Origin of the sequence: Halarchaeum nitratireducens, from assembly GCF_017874695.1 — an archaeon.
GTDB lineage: Archaea > Halobacteriota > Halobacteria > Halobacteriales > Halobacteriaceae > Halarchaeum > Halarchaeum nitratireducens.
The window spans coordinates 37,040-54,398 of the sequence record NZ_JAGIKY010000004.1; the positions used below are offsets into that span (position 1 = coordinate 37,040).

Sequence of the window (17,359 nt, forward strand, 5' to 3'; positions counted from 1 at the left end):
ATAACGCCGAGAACCGCGGGACCGAGTCACACGCACTCGGCCGTCGCGTTCGAGACGGTGTCCCGTCGGACCGTCTGGACCGCGCGCCGCGCTCGGTGGCGCTCGCGGGTCGCCGTGCTCTCCGCTCGCCGCTCCCCGCCCCCGCTCGCCGTTCGGCGGGGCCTCCCTCCGCTCGGTCCCGCCTACCCCGTGTTCTTCATGCCGGCCGCGATCCCCTTCACGGTGAGCCGCAGCGTCCGCTCGGCCTCCTCCGTACGGTGGGTCTGTCGGAGGAGCGAGACCTGGAGGGCGTTGAGCGGGTCGACGTAGGGGTTGCGGCGTTCGAGGCTCTCGGCGAGCCAGTCGCGCGCGACGAGCTCCTCGGACTCCAGCACGTCGAGGACGCCCTCGCTCGCGCGTTCGTACTCCGCCTCGATCGTGGGGAAGATCCGCTCGCGGAGGTCCGGTTCGGCGAGCGCGGCGTACTCGGCGGCGACCTCCATCTCGGTGCGCGCGAGCGCCATCGACGCGTTGTCGATCGTCGTGCGGAAGAAGGGCCACGCCTCGTACATCTCGCGGAGCGTCGAGACGTCGCCGCCCGCGTCGAGATAGGCCTCGATACCGGTCCCGAGGCCGAACCAGCCGGGGACGACGCAGCGCGATTGCGTCCACGAGAACACCCACGGGATCGCGCGCAGGTCCTCGACGCTGCGCTCCGCGGAGCGACTCGCGGGCCGCGACCCCATGTTCAGTTCCTCGATGACGGTGATCGGCGTCGCCTGCTCGAAGTAGGAGACGAACCCCTCGGTGTCGAGGAGGTCCCGATAGGCCTCGTGGGCCGCGGGTGCCATCGTCTCCATCGCCTCGATCCAGTCGGGATCGATGGCGTCGCCCCGATCGGACGCGGCGTCGCGCTCGCCCCGGTCGACCGCGTCGTAGCGCGCGCGGAGCTGGGCGTTCAGCATCTGTTCGAGGTTCCGCTCGGCGATGTAGGGGTTGCCGTACGTGTCGGCGATGGACTCGCCCTGCTGGGTGAACTTCACCTCGCCGGTGACGGTCTCGGGCGGGAGGGCGAGGAGGGCCTCGTTCATCGGGCCGCCGCCGCGGGAGATCGAGCCCCCGCGGCCGTGGAAGAGCCGTAACTCGACGCCGAGGTCGTCCGTGATGTCGGCGAGTTTCCGCTGGGCCTCGTTGAGCGCCCAGTTCGCGGCGAGGAAGCCGTTCTCCTTGTTCGAGTCCGAGTAGCCGAGCATGACCTCCTGGACGTTCCCGCGGGCCTCCACGGCGGCGCTGTAGGCCTCGTTGTCGAAGAGGGTCTCCATCGTCTCGCGGGCGTTCCCGAGCGCGGATTCGGTTTCGAGCAGCGGGACGACGTCGAGCCCGCAGTGCTCGGGGAGGTCGACGACGCCCGCCTGATCCGCGAAGAAGAGCACTTCGAGGACGTGGCTTGGACGCTCGGTCATGCTGATGCAGTAGGTGTCGATGGCGGCCTCGCCGTACTCGGCGTGCCAGTCGGCGAGCGCGTCGAAGCGCGAGCAGACGCGCGTCGCGTCCTCGGAGAGCCCCTCGGTGTCGGCCAGATCGAGGACGGGGTCCGCCTGGAGCATCGCCTCGGTGAGGAACTCGACGCGCTCGCCCTCGTCCATCCCCGCGTAATCGATGCCCTCGCGTTCGAGGGCCTCCTCCAAGGTGCCGGTGTGCATCTCCTGGTGGTCGCGGAGGTCGAGGCTGGCGAGGTGGAACCGGAAGGTCCGGACCTGTCGTTCGAGGGGGTCGAGGTACTCGTCGGCGATGCGGTCGGCGCCGTTGGCGCGCAGCGCGTCCTCGACGACGTCGATGTCGGCGAGGAACTCGTCGGCGTCGTCGTACCCTCCGGGACGAACGTCCGCGATGCGCCCGAGGCGGCGCCACATGACGAGCACCTTCTGGCGCAGCGGCTCGTCCGGGTAGCGTTCGCGCGTCTCGGCGACGAGCGACGGGACGCGTTCCGCATCGCGGTTGAGCGACGCCTCGACGCTCCCGAGGTCCATGCGCGAGGCGTCCTGACTGAGCACGCCGGAGACGTCGTCGAGCGTCTCGCGGTATTTCTCGACGGCGATGTGGCGCTGGCGCTCTAAGGTCTTGCTCGTCACCTCGGGGGTGACGTAGGGGTTGCCGTCGCGGTCGCTCCCCGCCCACGAGCGGAAGTCGAGGATCTCGGGGACGGCCGGTGGATCGTCGTACTGCTCGGCGAGCGTGTCCTCGATGCGCGCGTACACCTCGGGGACCTGATCGAAGATGACGTTCGCGAGGTACCAGTGGACGTTCCGGGCCTCGTCGAAGGGCTCGGGGCGGCGATCGCGTACCTGCTTGGTGGTCCAGACGCTCTCGACGAGCGCGCCGAGGCGCGCGAGCTTGTTCGCCTGCTCGCGCTCGGTGAGACGGTGTTGATCGAGCTCTTCGAGGAGGTCGGTGACGCGGACGAGCGTCGCCTTCACGGTCTTTCGACGGGCCTCCGTCGGGTGGGCGGTGAAGGTGGGGACGACGCGGACCGCGTCGAGGACGTCGGCGACGTCGTCCGCGCTCGCGCCCCGATCGGCGAGCGTCTCGACGGCGGCGGGGAGGCCGTCCGCGAGCGTCCCGGCGTCCTCGCCCTCGCGGAGCGAGCGGACACGTTCGCGCTCCTCGGCGAGGTTCACGAGCTCGAAATAGGTGGTGAACGCGCGAGCGACCGAGGCGTTGACGTCCTCGTCGTTCGACTCGACGATCCGCTGGAGCGCCTCCCGGCTCGACGCCTCTCCGCGTCGATAGGCGATCGCCGCCGTTCGGGCGTCCTCGACGGCCTCGAACGCCGCCGACGAGGCGTGTCGCTCGACGGCGTCGCCGAGCAACTCTCCGAGTTCGCGGACGTCCTGTCGAACGCTCCGTCCGTGTAGTTCCATGCCACGGTAGTCCGCGGCGTGATCCCTATAAAGCACCGACTTCTCCCAGTATTGCCACGGTCCCGAGTTAATTCTGTGGCGCCCGTCGTGTCACACCCGTTTCGACCGTTCGGCTCCGCGGTGACGGGTGAAGTCGCGCCGACGACTCACGCGCCGTCCGCGTGCGTCGCCTGCGCACACCCGGGTTTCTCCTCGCGCGGCCACGCGCCAAAGCCTAAAGACTATACTTCGGGACTGCCACACTAGAGCCACCGCAGTATCCCCCGTCCTCACTCCCCCCACCATGTCATCCGACGACGACCCGGACCACGGCGCCGACTCCGACGCGGACGAGCGCGGTCCTCCGACTGTTCTCGCCGTCGACGACGATCAGGACCTCGCCGACACGTACGCCATCTGGCTCCGCGACGACTACGACGTCCGCACCGCGTACGACGGCGAGAGCGCCATGGAGACGATCGACGAGTCGGTCGACGTCGTCCTCCTCGATCGACGGATGCCCGACATGTCCGGCGGCGAGGTGCTCGAATCGATCCGCGACGCCGGCTACGACGTCCGCGTCTCGATGCTCACCGCCGTCGAACCGGACGTCGACATCGTCGACATGGGGTTCGACGAATACCTCGTGAAGCCGGTCACGCGCCAGGACGTCGTCAACGTCGTCGAGCGCCTGCTCGCGCGTGCCGACTACGACGACGAGGTGCAGGAGTACTTCGCCGTCTCCGAGAAGATCGCCACCCTCGAAGCCGAACTCTCCCCGGAGGAACGCGCCGACAGCGACGAGTACCAGCGGCTCGAACGACGCAAGGACGAACTCAAGGACACCGTCGACGAGGCGCTGATGGAGGTCCAAGACTTCGAGGACGCGTTCCGCGAGATCGAAGGGTAGGCGTTACGCGACGCCGGTCGCCTTGCTTCCGAGGACTTCCTCCCCGGTCGCATTGCGTAGCGGCTCTGTCATCGCCGTCCCGGTCACGTTGTCCGCGTACATCAGGTGACTGTTCGTGTTCACGTAGACGATCTCAAGCGCGCGGTCGCCGTCGATGTCGTAGGCAGTTATGGGCGATTTGGCGACGCCGCCCGAGACTATTTTCTCGTTCGTTCCGTCACGCACGTCGACGAGATTGAGGTTACCCGAGCCGTCGACGCGGGGCACCCGCGCGACCCCGTCGCCGTCGAAATCCGTCGGTTGAGATGCGCCGACACCCTGATTCTGCGCCGCCTTCCCGTTCGAGATCTGCGTCGCTTTCCCGCCCTCCGGCTGGTAGACGTACTGCTCTTGGCTACCGCCGACGAACACCAGTTCGTTCTCCCCGTCGCCGTCGACGTCGCCGATTCCGCTGACGCCGTCGACGCCACCGTTGGCGCTGTTGTCAAGCACGACGGTCGGGTTCTCGCTGGGGGCGACTCGGTACACCCGTCCGTCGCCGGGCTTCGTGTAGAATATCGACGGCCCGGTACCGTTCCAGTAGCCGACGGCGAGTAGCGACTTGGTGTGATCGACGTCGGTCGCGATTCTCGTCGTCCCACTTTCGTTAGTGAGGGAGAGCGCGCCGGAGCTATCGACGTACGGGGTATCGAGGACGTCGTCGCCCGTGAAGTCGTACTCGCGCGGACCGATCACGGTCGCGTCCGTCGGCGAGAAGCGTCGCGGATCGACGCCCGTCGCGTTCGTCACCGCGAGGTTCGTCGGCGCGTCGTTGTACGTGAAGACGATGCCCCCGGGGGGCCCGAAGACGCCGTACTCGGACGCCAGTCCGTTCGGCCCCGCGCCGAACGCGTCCGGCGCGACGCGCAGTCCGGTCTCGTACGTCACGTCCGGGCCGACGTAGGTCGCGTGCAGCGTCGTCGCGTAGACGGCGTCGACGGCGTACGGCGAGCGATCGGTCGTCGTCTGGTAGTCGTCCGCCGACGTGACGCCGCCCGCACCCGTGTCGTTCGCGACGGCGACGTACTTCCCGACCGCCCGATCGCCGTTCGCGATCGAGACTTGCGTGACGTTCGGGCCGTCGTAGAACGCGAGCTCGTCCGTCTCTCGGCCGTCGACGCTCCCGTTCGAGAAGTTGATCGTCGCGGGAGTCGAGAAGCCGTCGGACACGGTGTCTTCCTCGGTGGTGTCGTTGAGGACGACGCCGGTCCCGTCGTCGTAGATCTCGACCGGCGTCGTCAGTCCCCCATCTAGGGTCACGTTGACGCGAAGCGGGCGGTCGGCGCTCGTCTCGCTCGCGTTCGTGACCGTCAGCCGGAACCCGCGGACGCCGTCCGCGCTCTCGATCGGCGTCCAGTTGCCGCTCCCGGAGGCGTTGGTGAAGCGGCGCGCGTCGTCCTGGTGAACGCTCGTCCCCTCCTCGACGGTGCGCACCGAAACGTTCACGAGCGTCCCGTGCGCCCCGTACTGCTTCGTGAGCGAGTCGGACCAGTTCCCGGCGATCCCGTCCTCGACGGTCTCGTCGACTCCGGGACCGTACTCCCGATAGTTCGCCTCGGAGACGAGTCCGCGGACGCCGTCCTCGACGGCGCGTTCGTACGCGATGGCGTCGCTCCCGTCGGCGGTCGGTTTCGTCGCCAGGTACTGCGTGAAGACGAGGCTGTTGAGGACGAGTGCGAGCGCGACGAGCGCGACGGCGATGCCGATGCCGGCGATGAGGATGAGCTGGCCCCGCTCGTCGCCGCGCGGTTCGTCCATTCGTGCACTCCGTTGTCGACCCGCCGGGAAATAGCTTCCCGCCCCGACGTCGACGCCGCCGACCCGACCTCGGTGTCGGACGCGCGACACCGCAAGGCTCACCCGCCGACGCCGCGAGGTGACGGGTATGCACGTCGGGGTGCTCGGCGCGGGGTCGATGGGATCGCTGTTCGCGGGTCTGCTCGCGGCGGACGGGGCGGCGACGACCCTGCTCGCCCACGAGGGACCACACGTCGACGCGATCCGGGAGCGCGGTCTCCGGATCGAGCGCGTCGACGGCCCGTCCGCCGCCGTCGACGTCGAGGTCGTCACCGACCCCGCGGCCGCGCCGTCCCTCGACGCCGCGCTGGTGTTCGTCAAGAGCCACGCGACCGCCGACGCCGCCGACGAGTGGCGCGGCGCGCTCGCGGACGCGCACGTCGCCACGCTCCAGAACGGCCTCGGAAACGCTGAGACGCTGGCCGGCCGCTTCGAGTCGGTGCTCGCGGGGACGACGAGCCACGGCGCGGTCGTGGCGGACCCCGGCGTCGTCCGGCACGCGGGCGTCGGCGACACCCGTCTCGGTCGGTGGGACGGACCCACCGACGACGCGCCCGCTCGCCTCGCCGCGACGCTCTCCGTTGCGGGGATCGACACCGCAGTCGTCACGGACCCGCGGACGGCGCTCTGGCACAAGGTGCTCGTGAACGTCGGAATCAACGCGTCGACGGCGCTCGCGCGCGTCGAGAACGGCGCGCTCGCGGAGCACGCGTCCGGCAGTCGCCTCCTCCGGCGCGCCGTCGCCGAGGCCGCGCGGGTGGCCCGCGCCGAGGGCGTCGACGTCGGCGATCCGATCGCGGAGGCGGTGACGGTCGCCGAGCGGACGGCGTCGAACGTCTCCTCGATGCGCCAGGACGTCGAGGCGGGACGCGAGACGGAGATCGAGGCGCTCCACGGCGCGGTGGTCGCGCGCGCGGCCGAGCACGACCTCCCCGCGCCGGTGAATCGGACGCTCGCGGATCTCGTGCGTCTCGCTCAGGCGGCGTCGGAGCGCGGACACCCGTAAGTGTCGCGGACGGTGTCGGCGAGGACGCCGCTCTTCTCGGCGACGAGGTAGACGAGGACGAAGCCGTGCGTCGCGGGGCGGAGGACGAAGACCTCGTTCGGGGCGTCGAAGCCCGCCTCGCCGTCGCGGAACCGTTCGAGGAGGGGTTCGAGCGGCGCGGTGCCGTCGCGGAGTTCGGCGTAGACGTCGCGCTCGCCGGCCTGTTCGGCGAAGGTGTAGACGGCGCCGTTCGGTTCGCCCGACTGGTCGTAAGTCGGGCGGGCGTTGACGCCGCTGTTCTCGTGACGCGCTTCCTCCCACGTGTCGAGGGCGGCCTCGAAGAGGTTGGCGACGCCGTCCGCGTACGCGAAGAGCGTGCGGTCCGTGACCTCGTGAGCGGCGACGCGCGCGGCCCCGTCGTCCCACGCGAGGTCACCGTCGAAGCGGTAGCCGGGGCGTAGCGACTCGGTGGGCGCGACGTCGACCACCGCGCCGTCGTCGAGGGAGACGCAGCGGAGGCGGCCGTCGGACGACCGCGAGCGAACGCGGTACGTCCCGGTCGTCGTGGGTGTCACAGACGAGGGGACGGGGGCGACGCGCAAAAGTCGCGCGGCTCGCCGGGTCCGATCCGGCGCGTCACTCCGCCGCGGCGAGGCGGCCGGCGACGAGCGCGAAGCCGACGCCGAGGGCGATGCAGACGGCGAGGAGGTCCCATCCGGCCGCGTAGCCCGCCGTGTCCGCGAGGTAGCCGAAAGCCGGTGGAATGACGAGGCCGCCACAGTTGAGCGTCGTCTGGCCGGCCGCGGTCGCCGCGCCGGACTCGCCCTCGCCGGCGAGGGCGACGAGCGCGCCGTGGTAGAGGCCGGTGACGCCGAGGACGCCGAGGCCGAGGACGGCGAACCCGACGGCCGCGCCCGGCATCGCCAAGAACGGGATCGCGGCCATCGTCACCGCACCGAGGCCGGACTGGGCGGCGAGGACGCGGATGGAGGCGATGGCGGCCGTCCCGCGCACGCGATCGGCGAGCGCGCCCGCGCCGATCCGGCCGGCGCTCCCCGTGAGCTGGGTGACGCCGAGAACGACGCTGGCGACGGCCGCCGTCGCGGTCGTGTCCGCTTCTAAGTAGGGGACCGCGTACCCCGTCGTGGTGAAGACGCCGGCGCCGACGAAGAAGCCGCCGGCGGCGAGCGCCATCAGGGGGCGGTTCCCCCAGAGCGCGCCGACGTCCGGGAAGGAGAGCGACCCGGTGCCGTCGCTCCCCTCGTAGGAGACGAGGAAGCCGACGCCGACGACGGCCGCGGCGGCCGCGGCGACGCGGAAGCCGAGTTGCCATCCGAGCGCGTACGCGGCGAGGCCGGCGACGACGAACGCCGCGAGCGCGGAGCCGAGCGTGACGCCGACCTGCTTGATCCCGACGGCGAGGTTGTACGACCCCCGCGGGGCGCGCTCGGCGACCGCGACGTTCGTCGACGGCATCGCGGTCGCGTAGGCCGCGCCGAGGACGAAGACGGCGGCGAGCAGCGTCGCGTAACTGGTGGCGAGGGAGACGCCGAACGCCCCGAGGGTGAGACCGGCGAGGCCGGCGACCATCGCCGGCCGGTCGCCGTACGCGTCGACGAGCGCGCCCGCGGGGAAGAGCATGAGCGTGTAGCCGAGCGTGAGCGTCGTGATGACGAGCCCGACTTCGACGCCCGAGAGGTGGAAGTCCGTCTGGAAGGCGTCCGTCGCGGGGAACGCCGAGTAGTAACAGAGGCTGGCGACGACCTGCCAGAGCGCGACGACGAGGACGCCGCGCCACCCGCGCTCGTCGCTCACCGCCGGGCCGAGAGGAGGACGGCGACTCCGGCGACGAACGCGAGGACGTACGCGGGGTGCGCGCTCACGTACCCGCCGACGCCGGCGGCGGCGAGCGCCGGGTCGCCGGCTTCGAGCGCGGCTCGCGCGCCCGCCCCGTCGCCGACCGCGGCCCACGCCGCGAAGTGGAGGAGGCCGACGCAGCCGACGACGCCGCCGAGGAACTCGCGCGAGCGCGATCCGATCGCCTCGAAGAACCGGGAGCCGAACGTAGAGCGCATCAGTGCGCGATCGGTCCGGCGGGAGCAAAAGCGTGATGGGACGCGCCTGAGCGGGTGTCGTCGGGCGGTTCGCGCGGTGGGCGCGTCGAGGGGTTCTTGCCCGCACCCGCCCAAGCGCGGCGTATGCGATCCCCCTTCGACCGGCGGACGCGCGCCGCGCGGGCGGCCCTCCGCGAGCGCGGCGCGGCGGCGTTCGCGCTCACGCCGGGCGCGAACACCGCGTACCTCGTGGACTACGCGGCCGACGCCGGCGAGCGCCGCGCCTTCCTCTTCCTCCCGGCGCGCGGCGAGATCCTCGTCGTGCCCGAGCTCGACGGGGCCCGAGCCCGTACCGACGCGGCCGTCGCCGACGTGCGGACGTGGGGCGACGCGGACGACCCGCTCGCGGTCGCGGGCGACGCGCTCGACGACTGCGGCGTCGCGGGCGGCGAGGTCCTGCTCGACCCCGAGATGGCCGCCCGCTTCGTCCTCGACCTCCAGGGGCTCAGACCGGAGTGCGAGTTCGCCCTCGCGGACGGCGCGCTCGGACCGCTGCGGGCGCGGAAGGACGACGCGGAGATCGACGCCTTACGGCGCGCCGGCCGGGCGGCCGACCGGGCGATGCGCGACGTCCGCGGGTGGGGCGACGAGGCCGTCGGGCGCACGGAGCGCGAACTCGCGCGCCGGATCGCGGCGCGCCTGGACGCACACGGCGGGCACGGGACGGCGTTCCCGACGATCGTCGCGTCGGGGCCGAACGCCGCGAACCCACACCACGATCCCGGCGAACGGGCGATCGAGGCGGGCGATCCCGTCACGCTCGATTTCGGCACGCGCGTCGACGGCTATCCGAGCGATCAGACCCGGACCGTCGTCTTCGCCGGCGACCCCCCGGCGGAGTACGCCGCGGCGCACGAGACCGTCCGCGACGCCCAGCGCGCGGCGGTCGACGCCGTCGAACCCGGCGTTCCGGCGCACGAGATCGACGCCGCGGCGCGCGACGTCATCGAGGCCGCGGGGTACGGCGACGCGTTCGTCCACCGAACCGGCCACGGGGTCGGCCTCGGCGTCCACGAGGCCCCGACCATCGTCGCGGGGAACGCGACGCCCTTAGAGGCGGGGATGGTCTTCAGCGTCGAACCCGGGATCTACGTCGAGGGCGCGTGGGGCGTCCGCGTCGAGGACCTCGTCGTCGTCACCGAGACGGGATGCGAGCGGCTGAACGACACGCCGCGCGGGTGGCGAATCTGACCGGCGACCGCGCTTTTACGGCTACCGCGCCCTCGGCACGGGTATGGCGACCGTCTCGGAGACCTACATCGAGAACCGAAACCGCGTCCAGCCGAACCACGCGAACAACTACGACGCCGTCCACGGCGGAAACGTCATGAAGTGGATGGACGAGGTCGGCGCGATGAGTGCGATGCGTCACGCCGGCGAGTCCTGTCTGACGGCGAGCATCGATCGGATGAACTTCATCCGGCCCGTCCCCGTCGGCGACATCGTCGTCATTCGGGCGTACGTCTACGACGTCGGCTCGACGAGCCTGAAGGTCCGCTTGCAGGCGTTCGCCGAGGACCCACGGACGGGCGAGCGCGAGCAGACGACCGAGTCCTCGTTCGTCTACGTCGCCGTCGACGAGGAGAACCGGCCGACGTCGGTGCCGGCGCTCGACGTCGAGAGCGGGCGCGACGAGGAGCTGCGCGCGGCGGCGCTGGAGAAGGAAGCGGAGTAGCGCGGCTCCGAGCGGCAGCGAGGAACCGCGTTAGGCGACCGGGGAGCCGTGCGGGACCGGCGGTCCCGCGTGTCCGTACGGGTGACTCAGGGGTCGCCCGTACGACGAATGCGACCCGTGGGCGTGCTCTCCCGTCGACGCATCCGCGGGGGTTTTGTCGGCGCGGGCCCGTCACTCGACCATGGTTCCACCCCTCGCCGTCGACATCGACGGCACGCTGACCGACGGGGCGGGCGCGATCGACCCGCGGGTGTTCGACGTCCTGCAGGCGTGGGCGTCGCCGGTCGTCGTGGCGACCGGGAAGGCCTTCCCGTACCCGGTGGCGCTCGCGCACTTCCTGGCGATCGAGCGCGCGGTGATCGCGGAGAACGGCGGCGTCTCGCTCGTCGGCGACGACCTCGTCGTGCACGGCGATCGCGCGGGCGCACAGCGCGTCGCGGACGCCTACCGAGACGAGGGGTACGACCTCGGGTGGGGCGGCATCGACCTGACGAACCGGTGGCGCGAGACGGAGGTGGCAGTGAGCCGCGACCGACCGCTCGCGCCCCTGCGACGCCTCGCGGAAGCCGAGGGTCTCGAAGTCGTCGACACGGGTTACGCCTACCACGTGAAGGCCCCGGACATCAGCAAGGGGCGCGCCTTGCGCGACGTCGCGGACCGCCTCGGCTACGACGTGACGGCGTTCGCGGCGGTCGGCGACTCGCGGAACGACGCGCACATGTTCGAGGAGGTGGGGGTGAGCTACGCGGTGGCGAACGCGGACGAGCACGCGCTCGGCGCGGCCGACCACGTGACCGAGGCGTCGTACGCCGACGGGTTCGTCGAGGCCGCAGAGGCCATCGCGGAGCGATCGGAGTAGTCGGTGATGGAGGACATCTCGAATGCGCTCGCGCGCGAGGCGGCCGTCTCGGTGACGTGCCTGCCGGACGGGAGCGTCGACCGGCGCTACGCGGTCGAGGACGCCGCGGGCGACGTCGAGACGCGCCGCGACCTCGGCCGACGGATCGCGGCCGGCCACGCGAAGTCGTTCCGCGTCGAGCACGAGGGGACCGCCCCCGGCGGACAGGCGGTGAACGCCGCACGACAGCTTCACGCCCTCGGCGCGACGACGACGCTCTACGGCCACCTCGGTCACGCGGTCTTCGACGGCCTCCCGTTCGCCGCGCACTCGATGGGCCGGCCGGCCGACGTCGCCGTCTTCGAGTTCGACGACGACGCGGTGATGTTCACGGAGGAGTCGTCGGCCATCGCCGACTGGGACCTCGACGACCTCGACGCCGTCGCCGGCGGCGATCCGTTCGACGCCGACGCGGTCGTGTGGACGAACTGGGCGTCGACGGGGAACGGAACGGCGGCGTTGCGGGCGCTCGCGGAGCGCGACCGCGCGGCCGAAGACGGGACTGCGGACGAGGGAGCGACGCGCGGCCGCGATCGCCGGTGGCTCGTCGTCGACCCCGGCGACGTGACGGCGTGCGAGCGCGACGCCGTCGGCCCGTTCCTCGACGCGCTCGCGGCGCTCGATCCCTTCGACGTCGCGTTGAGCATCAACGACGACGAGCTCGCCTTTCTCGCGGACTCGATCGACGGCGGGACGGACGCGGCCCGCGGGAGCGTGGCCGGGACCGACGTCCGCGCCGCGCGCCTCGAATTCGTCCGCGAGCGCGGCTCCCTCGACCTCGCAGTGGTCCACGCCGCCGATGCGGCCGTGGCGCGCGACGCGAGCGGGACGACGCGGTGTCCGAACCTCACCGTCGACGCGCGGCGGTACACGGGCGGCGGCGACCGTTTCAGCGCGGGGTTGGCGTACGCGCTCGCGGCCGACTGGACGCTCGGCGAGGCGTTGACGCTCGCCAACGCCTGCGCGACGTTCTACGTCTCCCACGCCGAGACCGCCGGCACCGAACGCCTCGCGGCGTGGCTCGCCGAGCGGGACGCGGGCGTCTGACGACGCCCCCGGCTCCCTTCGACCCCGCGTCGAGAGGGCGACCCGCGTGACCCCCTCTCGCTGATCGACTCGCGGTCGACGACGCCGCCGACTCCGGTGCGCCCGGTGAGCGCTCGCCGGACACCGTCGTCTCACGGTTCGATCGAGCGATCGACCGACGGGCGTGGTGCCGCGGGGTCGATTCGGGACGGCGTCGGAGAGAGGTGAAGCGTTCGGCGTCAGAACGAGGGGATGAGCGAGCGCACGAAGCCGACGATCCCGCCGGGCCCCGACTGCCGCGCGTCCTCGAAGACGGGATGCAGGGCGTTCAGGAGGTCGCGGCGCGACTCGTAGCGCCGCTGATCGGTGCGTTCGAGCGCCGTCGAGAGCGCGAGCGTGCGTCCGCCCGTGTCGATCGGGACGTCGGGGTCGCCGGTCGCGTTGACGACCGTCTGCCGGTCGACCGGATAGGAGAGATCCGCGCCGGCGAGGAACTCCTCGACGGCCGCGATACCGAACGTTACGACCGTCGGTTCGTCGTCGGTGTCGTCGCTCGGGGGCGGGCGAGCAGCCATGGAGTGACCTGACGGACGCTACTTCCGAAAGCGCTACGGTCGACTCATTCGGTCGGGAACGCCCGCTCGTGGAGGCCCGCGGTGACGCGCTCGGCGAGCGCGCGGAGGTTCACGGCGTCGTAGCGGTTGTACTCGACGAGGCGATCGAGGGCGGCCTCGTCGTTCTCGCGCTCGTAGCGCCGCCAGAGGCGGACGGCTTCGCGGCCGTCGACGCCCTCGACCCCCTCGCGGTCGAGACCGAGTTCGGCCTCGATGGCTTTCAGTCCGCCCGTGAGGTCGAGGCGCTTGCAGGGGTACATGAGATCGAGGTGAGGGGTGGTGACGTCGAGGTCGAAACTCGCCTCCAGGAAGGGCGCGTCGAAGCGCTTGCCGTTGAAGGAAACGAGGAGGGCCGCGTCGTCGAGTTCGGCGCGGACGTTCCCGGCGGTGAGGTCGTCGCCGCGGACGAGCGTCGTCGTCTCGCCGTCCCGGTGGAAGCTGACCGTCGTCACGTCGTTCGTCGCGGCGTCCAAGCCGGTCGTCTCGATGTCGAAGAAGCAGGCGTCCTCGGCGAAGTTCTCGTAGGTCCGCCAGAGCTCGCCGTCGGGGAGCGTCTCGGCGAAGAAGTCGGCGTCACCGGCCGCGAGGCGGTCGCGGGCGTCGCCGATGTAGGCCTCGACCGCCCGGCCGGTCTTCTCGCCGAGGTGGTCGGGGTCGAAGTCGTCCCAATGACGGACGCCGTCCGCCCAGAGCGACCGCTCGGTGCGCTCGCCGACGCCGTCGACCGCGATGAAGGAGTTCTCGACGCGCATATCGGTCCGTAGTCGCGGACGCGTATGAGTGCTACGCAGCGCGCGCCCGCGAGTCGTCGATCGGTCCGTCGTGAGTTGAAGCCTTTTTGTCAGCGCGCACAGTGGGGGTGCGTATGAACCACGTAGACGTGGCCGTCGTCGGCGGCGGACCCGCCGGCACGTCGGCCGCCGAACGGGCGGCCGCCGAGGGGGCCTCGACTGTCGTCTTCGAGACCGGCGTCCCGCGCGCGGACCGGGATCGCCTCGGGCCGGACTCGACAGACGCCGCCGGATTCCTCGACTACTGGGTGGACATCGCCGACCTCGACGTGGACGCCCTCCCGGAGGACGTCGTCCAGTGCGAGCTCGACGACGCGGAGTTCATCGGCCCCGAGGAGTCGGTGTCCGTCGACCGGACCGGGATCGAGTCGTCGTACGACGGCTTCGGGTTCACGTTCCAGCGCGCGAAGCTCGACGACTGGCTCCGCGAGCGCGCGGAGGACGCGGGCGCCGACTACCGCGTCGGGACCAGCGTCACGGACGTCGAGACGGACCTCTCGGACGGCCACGAGCACACGCTCACGCTCTCGAACGGCGAGGAGTGGACGGCGGAGTTCGTGATCCTCGCGGACGGCCCGCAGCGCCGCGTCACCATCCCCGTTCTCGATCGGTTCCTCCCCGCCGGGGAGTCGGCGAGCGAGCGGCTGAGCCCGCCGAAGACGAACCACATCGCCTACCAGGAGTACAGGCGGTTCCCGGAGGGGGTCCTCGACTCGCGCAGCATCAAGTTCTGGTGGGGGTGGATGCCGGGCGAGACGGCCTACCCGTGGGTGTTCCCGAACGCGGATAACGTCGCGCGCGTCGGGCTCACGATGCCGATCGGGATGGATCTGGAGGGGATCGAGACGAGCGACTACCGACTCCTCAACGAGGACGACGAGTCGATCCCGAACGGGGGCGAGTACATCCGGCGGCTCCTCGAGGAGCTCTACGGCGACGAGTACGACGTCGAGTCGGACTTCCCGGTCGTCGAGGAGGGCTACGGGAAGTCGAAGGGGACCGAAACGTACTCGATCTCCTCGACGCGGCCGATCGACTCGCCGACCGCGGCCGGCATCGCCGTCGTCGGCGGTGCGATGGGTACCACCTCCGCGTTCCACGAGGGCGGCGATCACGTCGCCATTCGGACCGGCAAGATCGCGGGCGAGCTCGCCGCGCTCGATCGGCTGGAGGCCTACAACGACGCGTGGAAGGACGCGATCGGCGACGAGATCCTGCGGAACGTCGCCATCGCCGATGTCGTCGAGGAGTACGGGCCCGACGACTGGGACACCGCGTTTCGCGTCTGCCGACAGATGCTCGACTCGGCGGACTCCGGGAAGATCGTCACGCGCAAGAACGCGAGCGTCGGTCTCGACGGGCTCCGCCTCTACAAGAACTACAAGAGCGCGAAGTTCCGCTACCGGAAGGGCAAGTACACGCAACTGCGCGAGGCCGAGTACCGCTACTAGATGGAGTGGCACGAGACGGCTCCCGACGTGGGCACGCGCTGGGAGCGCGGGGACGGTCACGCGGTCGTGTCGGTCCGTCAGACGGCGACCGGTGAGTGGGCGGTGACGTACGACCGGCTCCGGCAGGCCCCTGAGGGCGAGGCGTACCGTCGGGAGACGTGCGAGACGGAAGCGGACGCGCTGGCGCTCGCGGCGGAGTGGCGGGACTGACGCTTCCGGCCGGTCGGACGCGCGATGGCCGCGCGCTCGCCTTTCGTACTTCGAAACGACTTTGTTACGGCCGATAGTCAACGTAACTCACAGTATGACTAGTCGCATCTCACGCAGTCTCATCGCTGCGCTCCTCGCACTCACCGTCGTCGTCGGGGCCTCGGGCCTCGCCGCCGCCGCGAACACCGCAACCATCTCCGCGGAGCCGAGCACGCCCGGCGACGCCTCGACGCACACCGTCACCGAGACCGTCGGGAGCACGCTCAACACGTCCTCCTGGACCGGCTTCGCCGTCGACTACGCGAACACGAGCGCCGACGCGAGTAACGTCAGCGCCGCCGACGTGCAGACGATCGGGATCGACCGCGACGGGAACAGCTCCGGCGCGGCCGTCGACGTGAACGCCTCCGACGACCTCGAAGGCGTCTCCGTCAGCAACAACGGCGGCACGGTCACGTTCAGCCTCGGCGGCTCCTACAGCCTCTACGAGGGTGACGAGGTCGTCCTCGTCTACGGCAACGTCACGAACCCCGACGCCGGGACGCACAACGTCACGGCCGACATCAACCCGCAGTCCAGCGGGAGCGAGGCCGTCGCGTCGCTGACGGTCGAGAACGCGACGTCGGAGAACGAGACGACCACGACGACCACGAACGCCTCCACGACGACCACCAGTACGACGTCGACGACCGAGGCGACGTCCACGACGACCACGGAGACGACGACGATGACGTCCACGGCGTCGACGACCGAGGAGACGTCCACGAACGCCTCCACGACTTCCACCAGCACGACGTCGACGACCGAGGAGACGTCCACGACGACCACGGAGAGCACCGAGGAGACGAGTAGCGGCTCCTCGCCCGGCTTCGGTGCCGGCCTCGCGCTCGTCGCGCTCGCCGGTGCGGCGCTCGTCGCCGCCCGCGAGCGCTAACGACTCGAACGCCCGCCGATCCGCTTTTTTGGCGTCGCGCTCGCCCGTTAGCGATTGCGACCGACCGGGAACGCGACGCGCTCCGGGTTCTCGTTGAAGCGCGCGATGATCCGCCGGTAGAGCTCGTTCTTCGTCCGTCGGCCGCGCTTGGGCGGGACGAGATACCGCAGACGAAGCGTGACGAACGTCCCCTCCGGATCGACGTTGACGCTCGGCCGCTCGTTCACTTCGAGCTCGACCGGCGTCTCGGCGAGCTGTTCGCGGTAGTCGGCGACGGCGCGCGCCATCTGCTCGCCGAGCAGCTCCTCGGCGACGGCGCGCATCTCCCCGCTGGCGAAGTCGAGATCGGTCTCGTAGGCGACCTGTACCGACACCTCGTTCCAGACGTAGGGGAACGATTCGCGGCTGAAGTTCGTCACGCCCGTCGAGAGCACGACGCTGTTCGGGACGGTGATGTGTCGCCCGGAGGGCTGATTCGAGGTGACGAGCCCGCCGTCGATCTCCCACAGCGTCGTGACGAGGAAGTCCACGTCGATCACGTCGCCCATCTCGTCGTCGATGGCGACCCGATCGCCCACCTGATACGGCTCTTTCGCCATGATGTAGACCCAGCCGAAGAGCGAGAGCAGCGGCTGCTGGAGGGCGAACGTGACGGCGAAGCCGGCGACGCCGAGTGAGACGAGCGCCGGCACCCAGCGGTCGGTGACGACGCCGAGCACCGCGATCGTCCCGACGACGGCGGTGGCCAATCGGAGGATCGAGCGGAGCTTGTGTCGCTCGACCTTATCGGCGGTGCGGTGGGCGAGGAACGAGCCGACGAGGACGTACGCGCCATAGCACCCGCAGCCGACGGCGCACGCGAGGAACGCGCGTCCGATGAGCTCGCCGTAGGTGTAGCCGTAGCCGATCGCGCCGGCGAGCGCGCCGCCGGCGTCGAGTGCGAGGCTGCCGGCTATCGCACAGCCGACGGCGAGACAGAGCGCGGCGTACCCACGTTGCACGCCACGCCCTGCGGCGGGCCGGCACAAAAAACCGG

The 17,359-nt window shown here is 71.0% G+C and carries 17 protein-coding genes; 9 read left to right on the plus strand and 8 right to left on the minus strand.

What is annotated here, in order from left to right:
* Positions 1–182: 182 nt before the first annotated feature.
* A complete protein-coding gene (gene ppc, locus J2754_RS05505; RefSeq protein WP_211086895.1) occupies positions 183–2,900 on the minus strand; it encodes a phosphoenolpyruvate carboxylase in 2,718 nt (905 codons plus the stop codon).
* Between the two features lie 283 nt (positions 2,901–3,183).
* Here ppc and J2754_RS05510 point away from each other — a divergent pair, with 283 nt between their 5' ends.
* The gene (locus tag J2754_RS05510) at positions 3,184–3,789 is read left to right on the plus strand and encodes a HalX domain-containing protein (RefSeq protein ID WP_211086896.1); all 606 of its coding nucleotides are present in this window, start codon (positions 3,184–3,186) and stop codon (positions 3,787–3,789) included.
* 3 nt (positions 3,790–3,792) lie between these two features.
* Here J2754_RS05510 and J2754_RS05515 read toward each other — a convergent pair whose 3' ends face one another.
* Positions 3,793–5,586 carry a DUF7261 family protein gene (locus J2754_RS05515; protein ID WP_188878756.1) on the minus strand — a complete coding sequence of 598 codons (1,794 nt, stop codon included), beginning with the start codon at positions 5,584–5,586 and terminating at the stop codon, positions 3,793–3,795.
* 127 nt (positions 5,587–5,713) lie between these two features.
* On the opposite strand from J2754_RS05515, the gene J2754_RS05520 reads away from it, so the two are divergent.
* Complete coding sequence (locus J2754_RS05520; protein ID WP_211086897.1) at positions 5,714–6,631, plus strand: ketopantoate reductase family protein; 918 nt, start codon at positions 5,714–5,716, stop codon at positions 6,629–6,631.
* Here J2754_RS05520 and J2754_RS05525 read toward each other — a convergent pair.
* The 3 genes from J2754_RS05525 to J2754_RS05535 form a co-directional block, all read right to left on the minus strand.
* On the minus strand, positions 6,601–7,185 hold the full coding sequence (locus J2754_RS05525) for a DUF6663 family protein (protein WP_188878759.1): 585 nt from the start codon (positions 7,183–7,185) through the stop codon (positions 6,601–6,603). The genes J2754_RS05520 and J2754_RS05525 overlap by 31 nt on opposite strands.
* Positions 7,186–7,246: 61 nt before the next feature.
* Positions 7,247–8,425, minus strand: a complete 1,179-nt coding sequence (locus J2754_RS05530; protein WP_211086898.1) for an MFS transporter — start codon at positions 8,423–8,425, stop codon at positions 7,247–7,249.
* Complete coding sequence (locus J2754_RS05535) at positions 8,422–8,685, minus strand: hypothetical protein (protein ID WP_211086899.1); 264 nt, start codon at positions 8,683–8,685, stop codon at positions 8,422–8,424. The genes J2754_RS05530 and J2754_RS05535 overlap by 4 nt, the downstream gene beginning before the upstream one ends.
* A 123-nt stretch (positions 8,686–8,808) precedes the next feature.
* On the opposite strand from J2754_RS05535, the gene J2754_RS05540 reads away from it, so the two are divergent.
* The 4 genes from J2754_RS05540 to J2754_RS05555 all read left to right on the plus strand — a co-directional run bounded on the left by J2754_RS05540 (position 8,809) and on the right by J2754_RS05555 (position 12,344).
* The gene (locus tag J2754_RS05540) at positions 8,809–9,915 is read left to right on the plus strand and encodes a M24 family metallopeptidase (protein WP_211086900.1); all 1,107 of its coding nucleotides are present in this window, start codon (positions 8,809–8,811) and stop codon (positions 9,913–9,915) included.
* Positions 9,916–9,958: 43 nt separating this feature from the next.
* Entirely contained in the window at positions 9,959–10,399 is a 441-nt protein-coding gene (locus J2754_RS05545; protein WP_188878765.1) for an acyl-CoA thioesterase, read from the plus strand.
* A 181-nt stretch (positions 10,400–10,580) separates the two neighbouring features.
* Entirely contained in the window at positions 10,581–11,258 is a 678-nt protein-coding gene (locus J2754_RS05550) for a phosphoglycolate phosphatase (protein WP_211086901.1), read from the plus strand.
* A 6-nt stretch (positions 11,259–11,264) separates the two neighbouring features.
* On the plus strand, positions 11,265–12,344 hold the full coding sequence (locus J2754_RS05555) for a PfkB family carbohydrate kinase (protein WP_211086902.1): 1,080 nt from the start codon (positions 11,265–11,267) through the stop codon (positions 12,342–12,344).
* A 218-nt stretch (positions 12,345–12,562) separates the two neighbouring features.
* Here J2754_RS05555 and J2754_RS05560 read toward each other — a convergent pair whose 3' ends face one another.
* Positions 12,563–12,898, minus strand: a complete 336-nt coding sequence (locus J2754_RS05560) for a DUF5789 family protein (RefSeq protein WP_188878768.1) — start codon at positions 12,896–12,898, stop codon at positions 12,563–12,565.
* Positions 12,899–12,942: 44 nt separating this feature from the next.
* Positions 12,943–13,689 carry a ribonuclease H-like domain-containing protein gene (locus tag J2754_RS05565; RefSeq protein WP_211086903.1) on the minus strand — a complete coding sequence of 249 codons (747 nt, stop codon included), beginning with the start codon at positions 13,687–13,689 and terminating at the stop codon, positions 12,943–12,945.
* A 113-nt stretch (positions 13,690–13,802) separates the two neighbouring features.
* On the opposite strand from J2754_RS05565, the gene J2754_RS05570 reads away from it, so the two are divergent.
* From J2754_RS05570 to J2754_RS05580, 3 genes are all read left to right on the plus strand, one after another.
* A complete protein-coding gene (locus J2754_RS05570) occupies positions 13,803–15,179 on the plus strand; it encodes an NAD(P)/FAD-dependent oxidoreductase (RefSeq protein WP_188878770.1) in 1,377 nt (458 codons plus the stop codon).
* Positions 15,180–15,389 (plus strand): DUF7543 family protein, encoded by a 210-nt coding sequence (locus J2754_RS05575; protein ID WP_188878771.1) that lies wholly within the window; start codon positions 15,180–15,182, stop codon positions 15,387–15,389.
* A 94-nt stretch (positions 15,390–15,483) separates the two neighbouring features.
* Positions 15,484–16,323, plus strand: coding sequence for a PGF-CTERM sorting domain-containing protein (locus J2754_RS05580; protein WP_211086904.1), 840 nt, complete (start codon positions 15,484–15,486; stop codon positions 16,321–16,323).
* Between the two features lie 47 nt (positions 16,324–16,370).
* Here the strand turns inward: J2754_RS05580 and J2754_RS05585 are convergent, their stop codons facing one another.
* Complete coding sequence (locus J2754_RS05585; protein WP_188878774.1) at positions 16,371–17,324, minus strand: mechanosensitive ion channel family protein; 954 nt, start codon at positions 17,322–17,324, stop codon at positions 16,371–16,373.
* Positions 17,325–17,359: the final 35 nt, after the last annotated feature.

Bases quoted from the DNA above. Each gene is read 5' to 3' on its own strand.
- J2754_RS05555 (WP_211086902.1), top strand. From the start codon at position 11,265: ATGGAGGACATCTCGAATGCGCTCGCGCGCGAGGCGGCCGTCTCGGTG.
- J2754_RS05550 (WP_211086901.1), top strand. From the start codon at position 10,581: ATGGTTCCACCCCTCGCCGTCGACATCGACGGCACGCTGACCGACGGG.
- J2754_RS05535 (WP_211086899.1), bottom strand. From the start codon at position 8,685: ATGCGCTCTACGTTCGGCTCCCGGTTCTTCGAGGCGATCGGATCGCGC.
- J2754_RS05565 (WP_211086903.1), bottom strand. From the start codon at position 13,689: ATGCGCGTCGAGAACTCCTTCATCGCGGTCGACGGCGTCGGCGAGCGC.
- J2754_RS05570 (WP_188878770.1), top strand. From the start codon at position 13,803: ATGAACCACGTAGACGTGGCCGTCGTCGGCGGCGGACCCGCCGGCACG.
- J2754_RS05580 (WP_211086904.1), top strand. From the start codon at position 15,484: ATGACTAGTCGCATCTCACGCAGTCTCATCGCTGCGCTCCTCGCACTC.
- J2754_RS05560 (WP_188878768.1), bottom strand. From the start codon at position 12,898: ATGGCTGCTCGCCCGCCCCCGAGCGACGACACCGACGACGAACCGACG.
- ppc (WP_211086895.1), bottom strand. From the start codon at position 2,900: ATGGAACTACACGGACGGAGCGTTCGACAGGACGTCCGCGAACTCGGA.
- J2754_RS05510 (WP_211086896.1), top strand. From the start codon at position 3,184: ATGTCATCCGACGACGACCCGGACCACGGCGCCGACTCCGACGCGGAC.
- J2754_RS05515 (WP_188878756.1), bottom strand. From the start codon at position 5,586: ATGGACGAACCGCGCGGCGACGAGCGGGGCCAGCTCATCCTCATCGCC.
- J2754_RS05520 (WP_211086897.1), top strand. From the start codon at position 5,714: ATGCACGTCGGGGTGCTCGGCGCGGGGTCGATGGGATCGCTGTTCGCG.
- J2754_RS05575 (WP_188878771.1), top strand. From the start codon at position 15,180: ATGGAGTGGCACGAGACGGCTCCCGACGTGGGCACGCGCTGGGAGCGC.
- J2754_RS05540 (WP_211086900.1), top strand. From the start codon at position 8,809: ATGCGATCCCCCTTCGACCGGCGGACGCGCGCCGCGCGGGCGGCCCTC.
- J2754_RS05545 (WP_188878765.1), top strand. From the start codon at position 9,959: ATGGCGACCGTCTCGGAGACCTACATCGAGAACCGAAACCGCGTCCAG.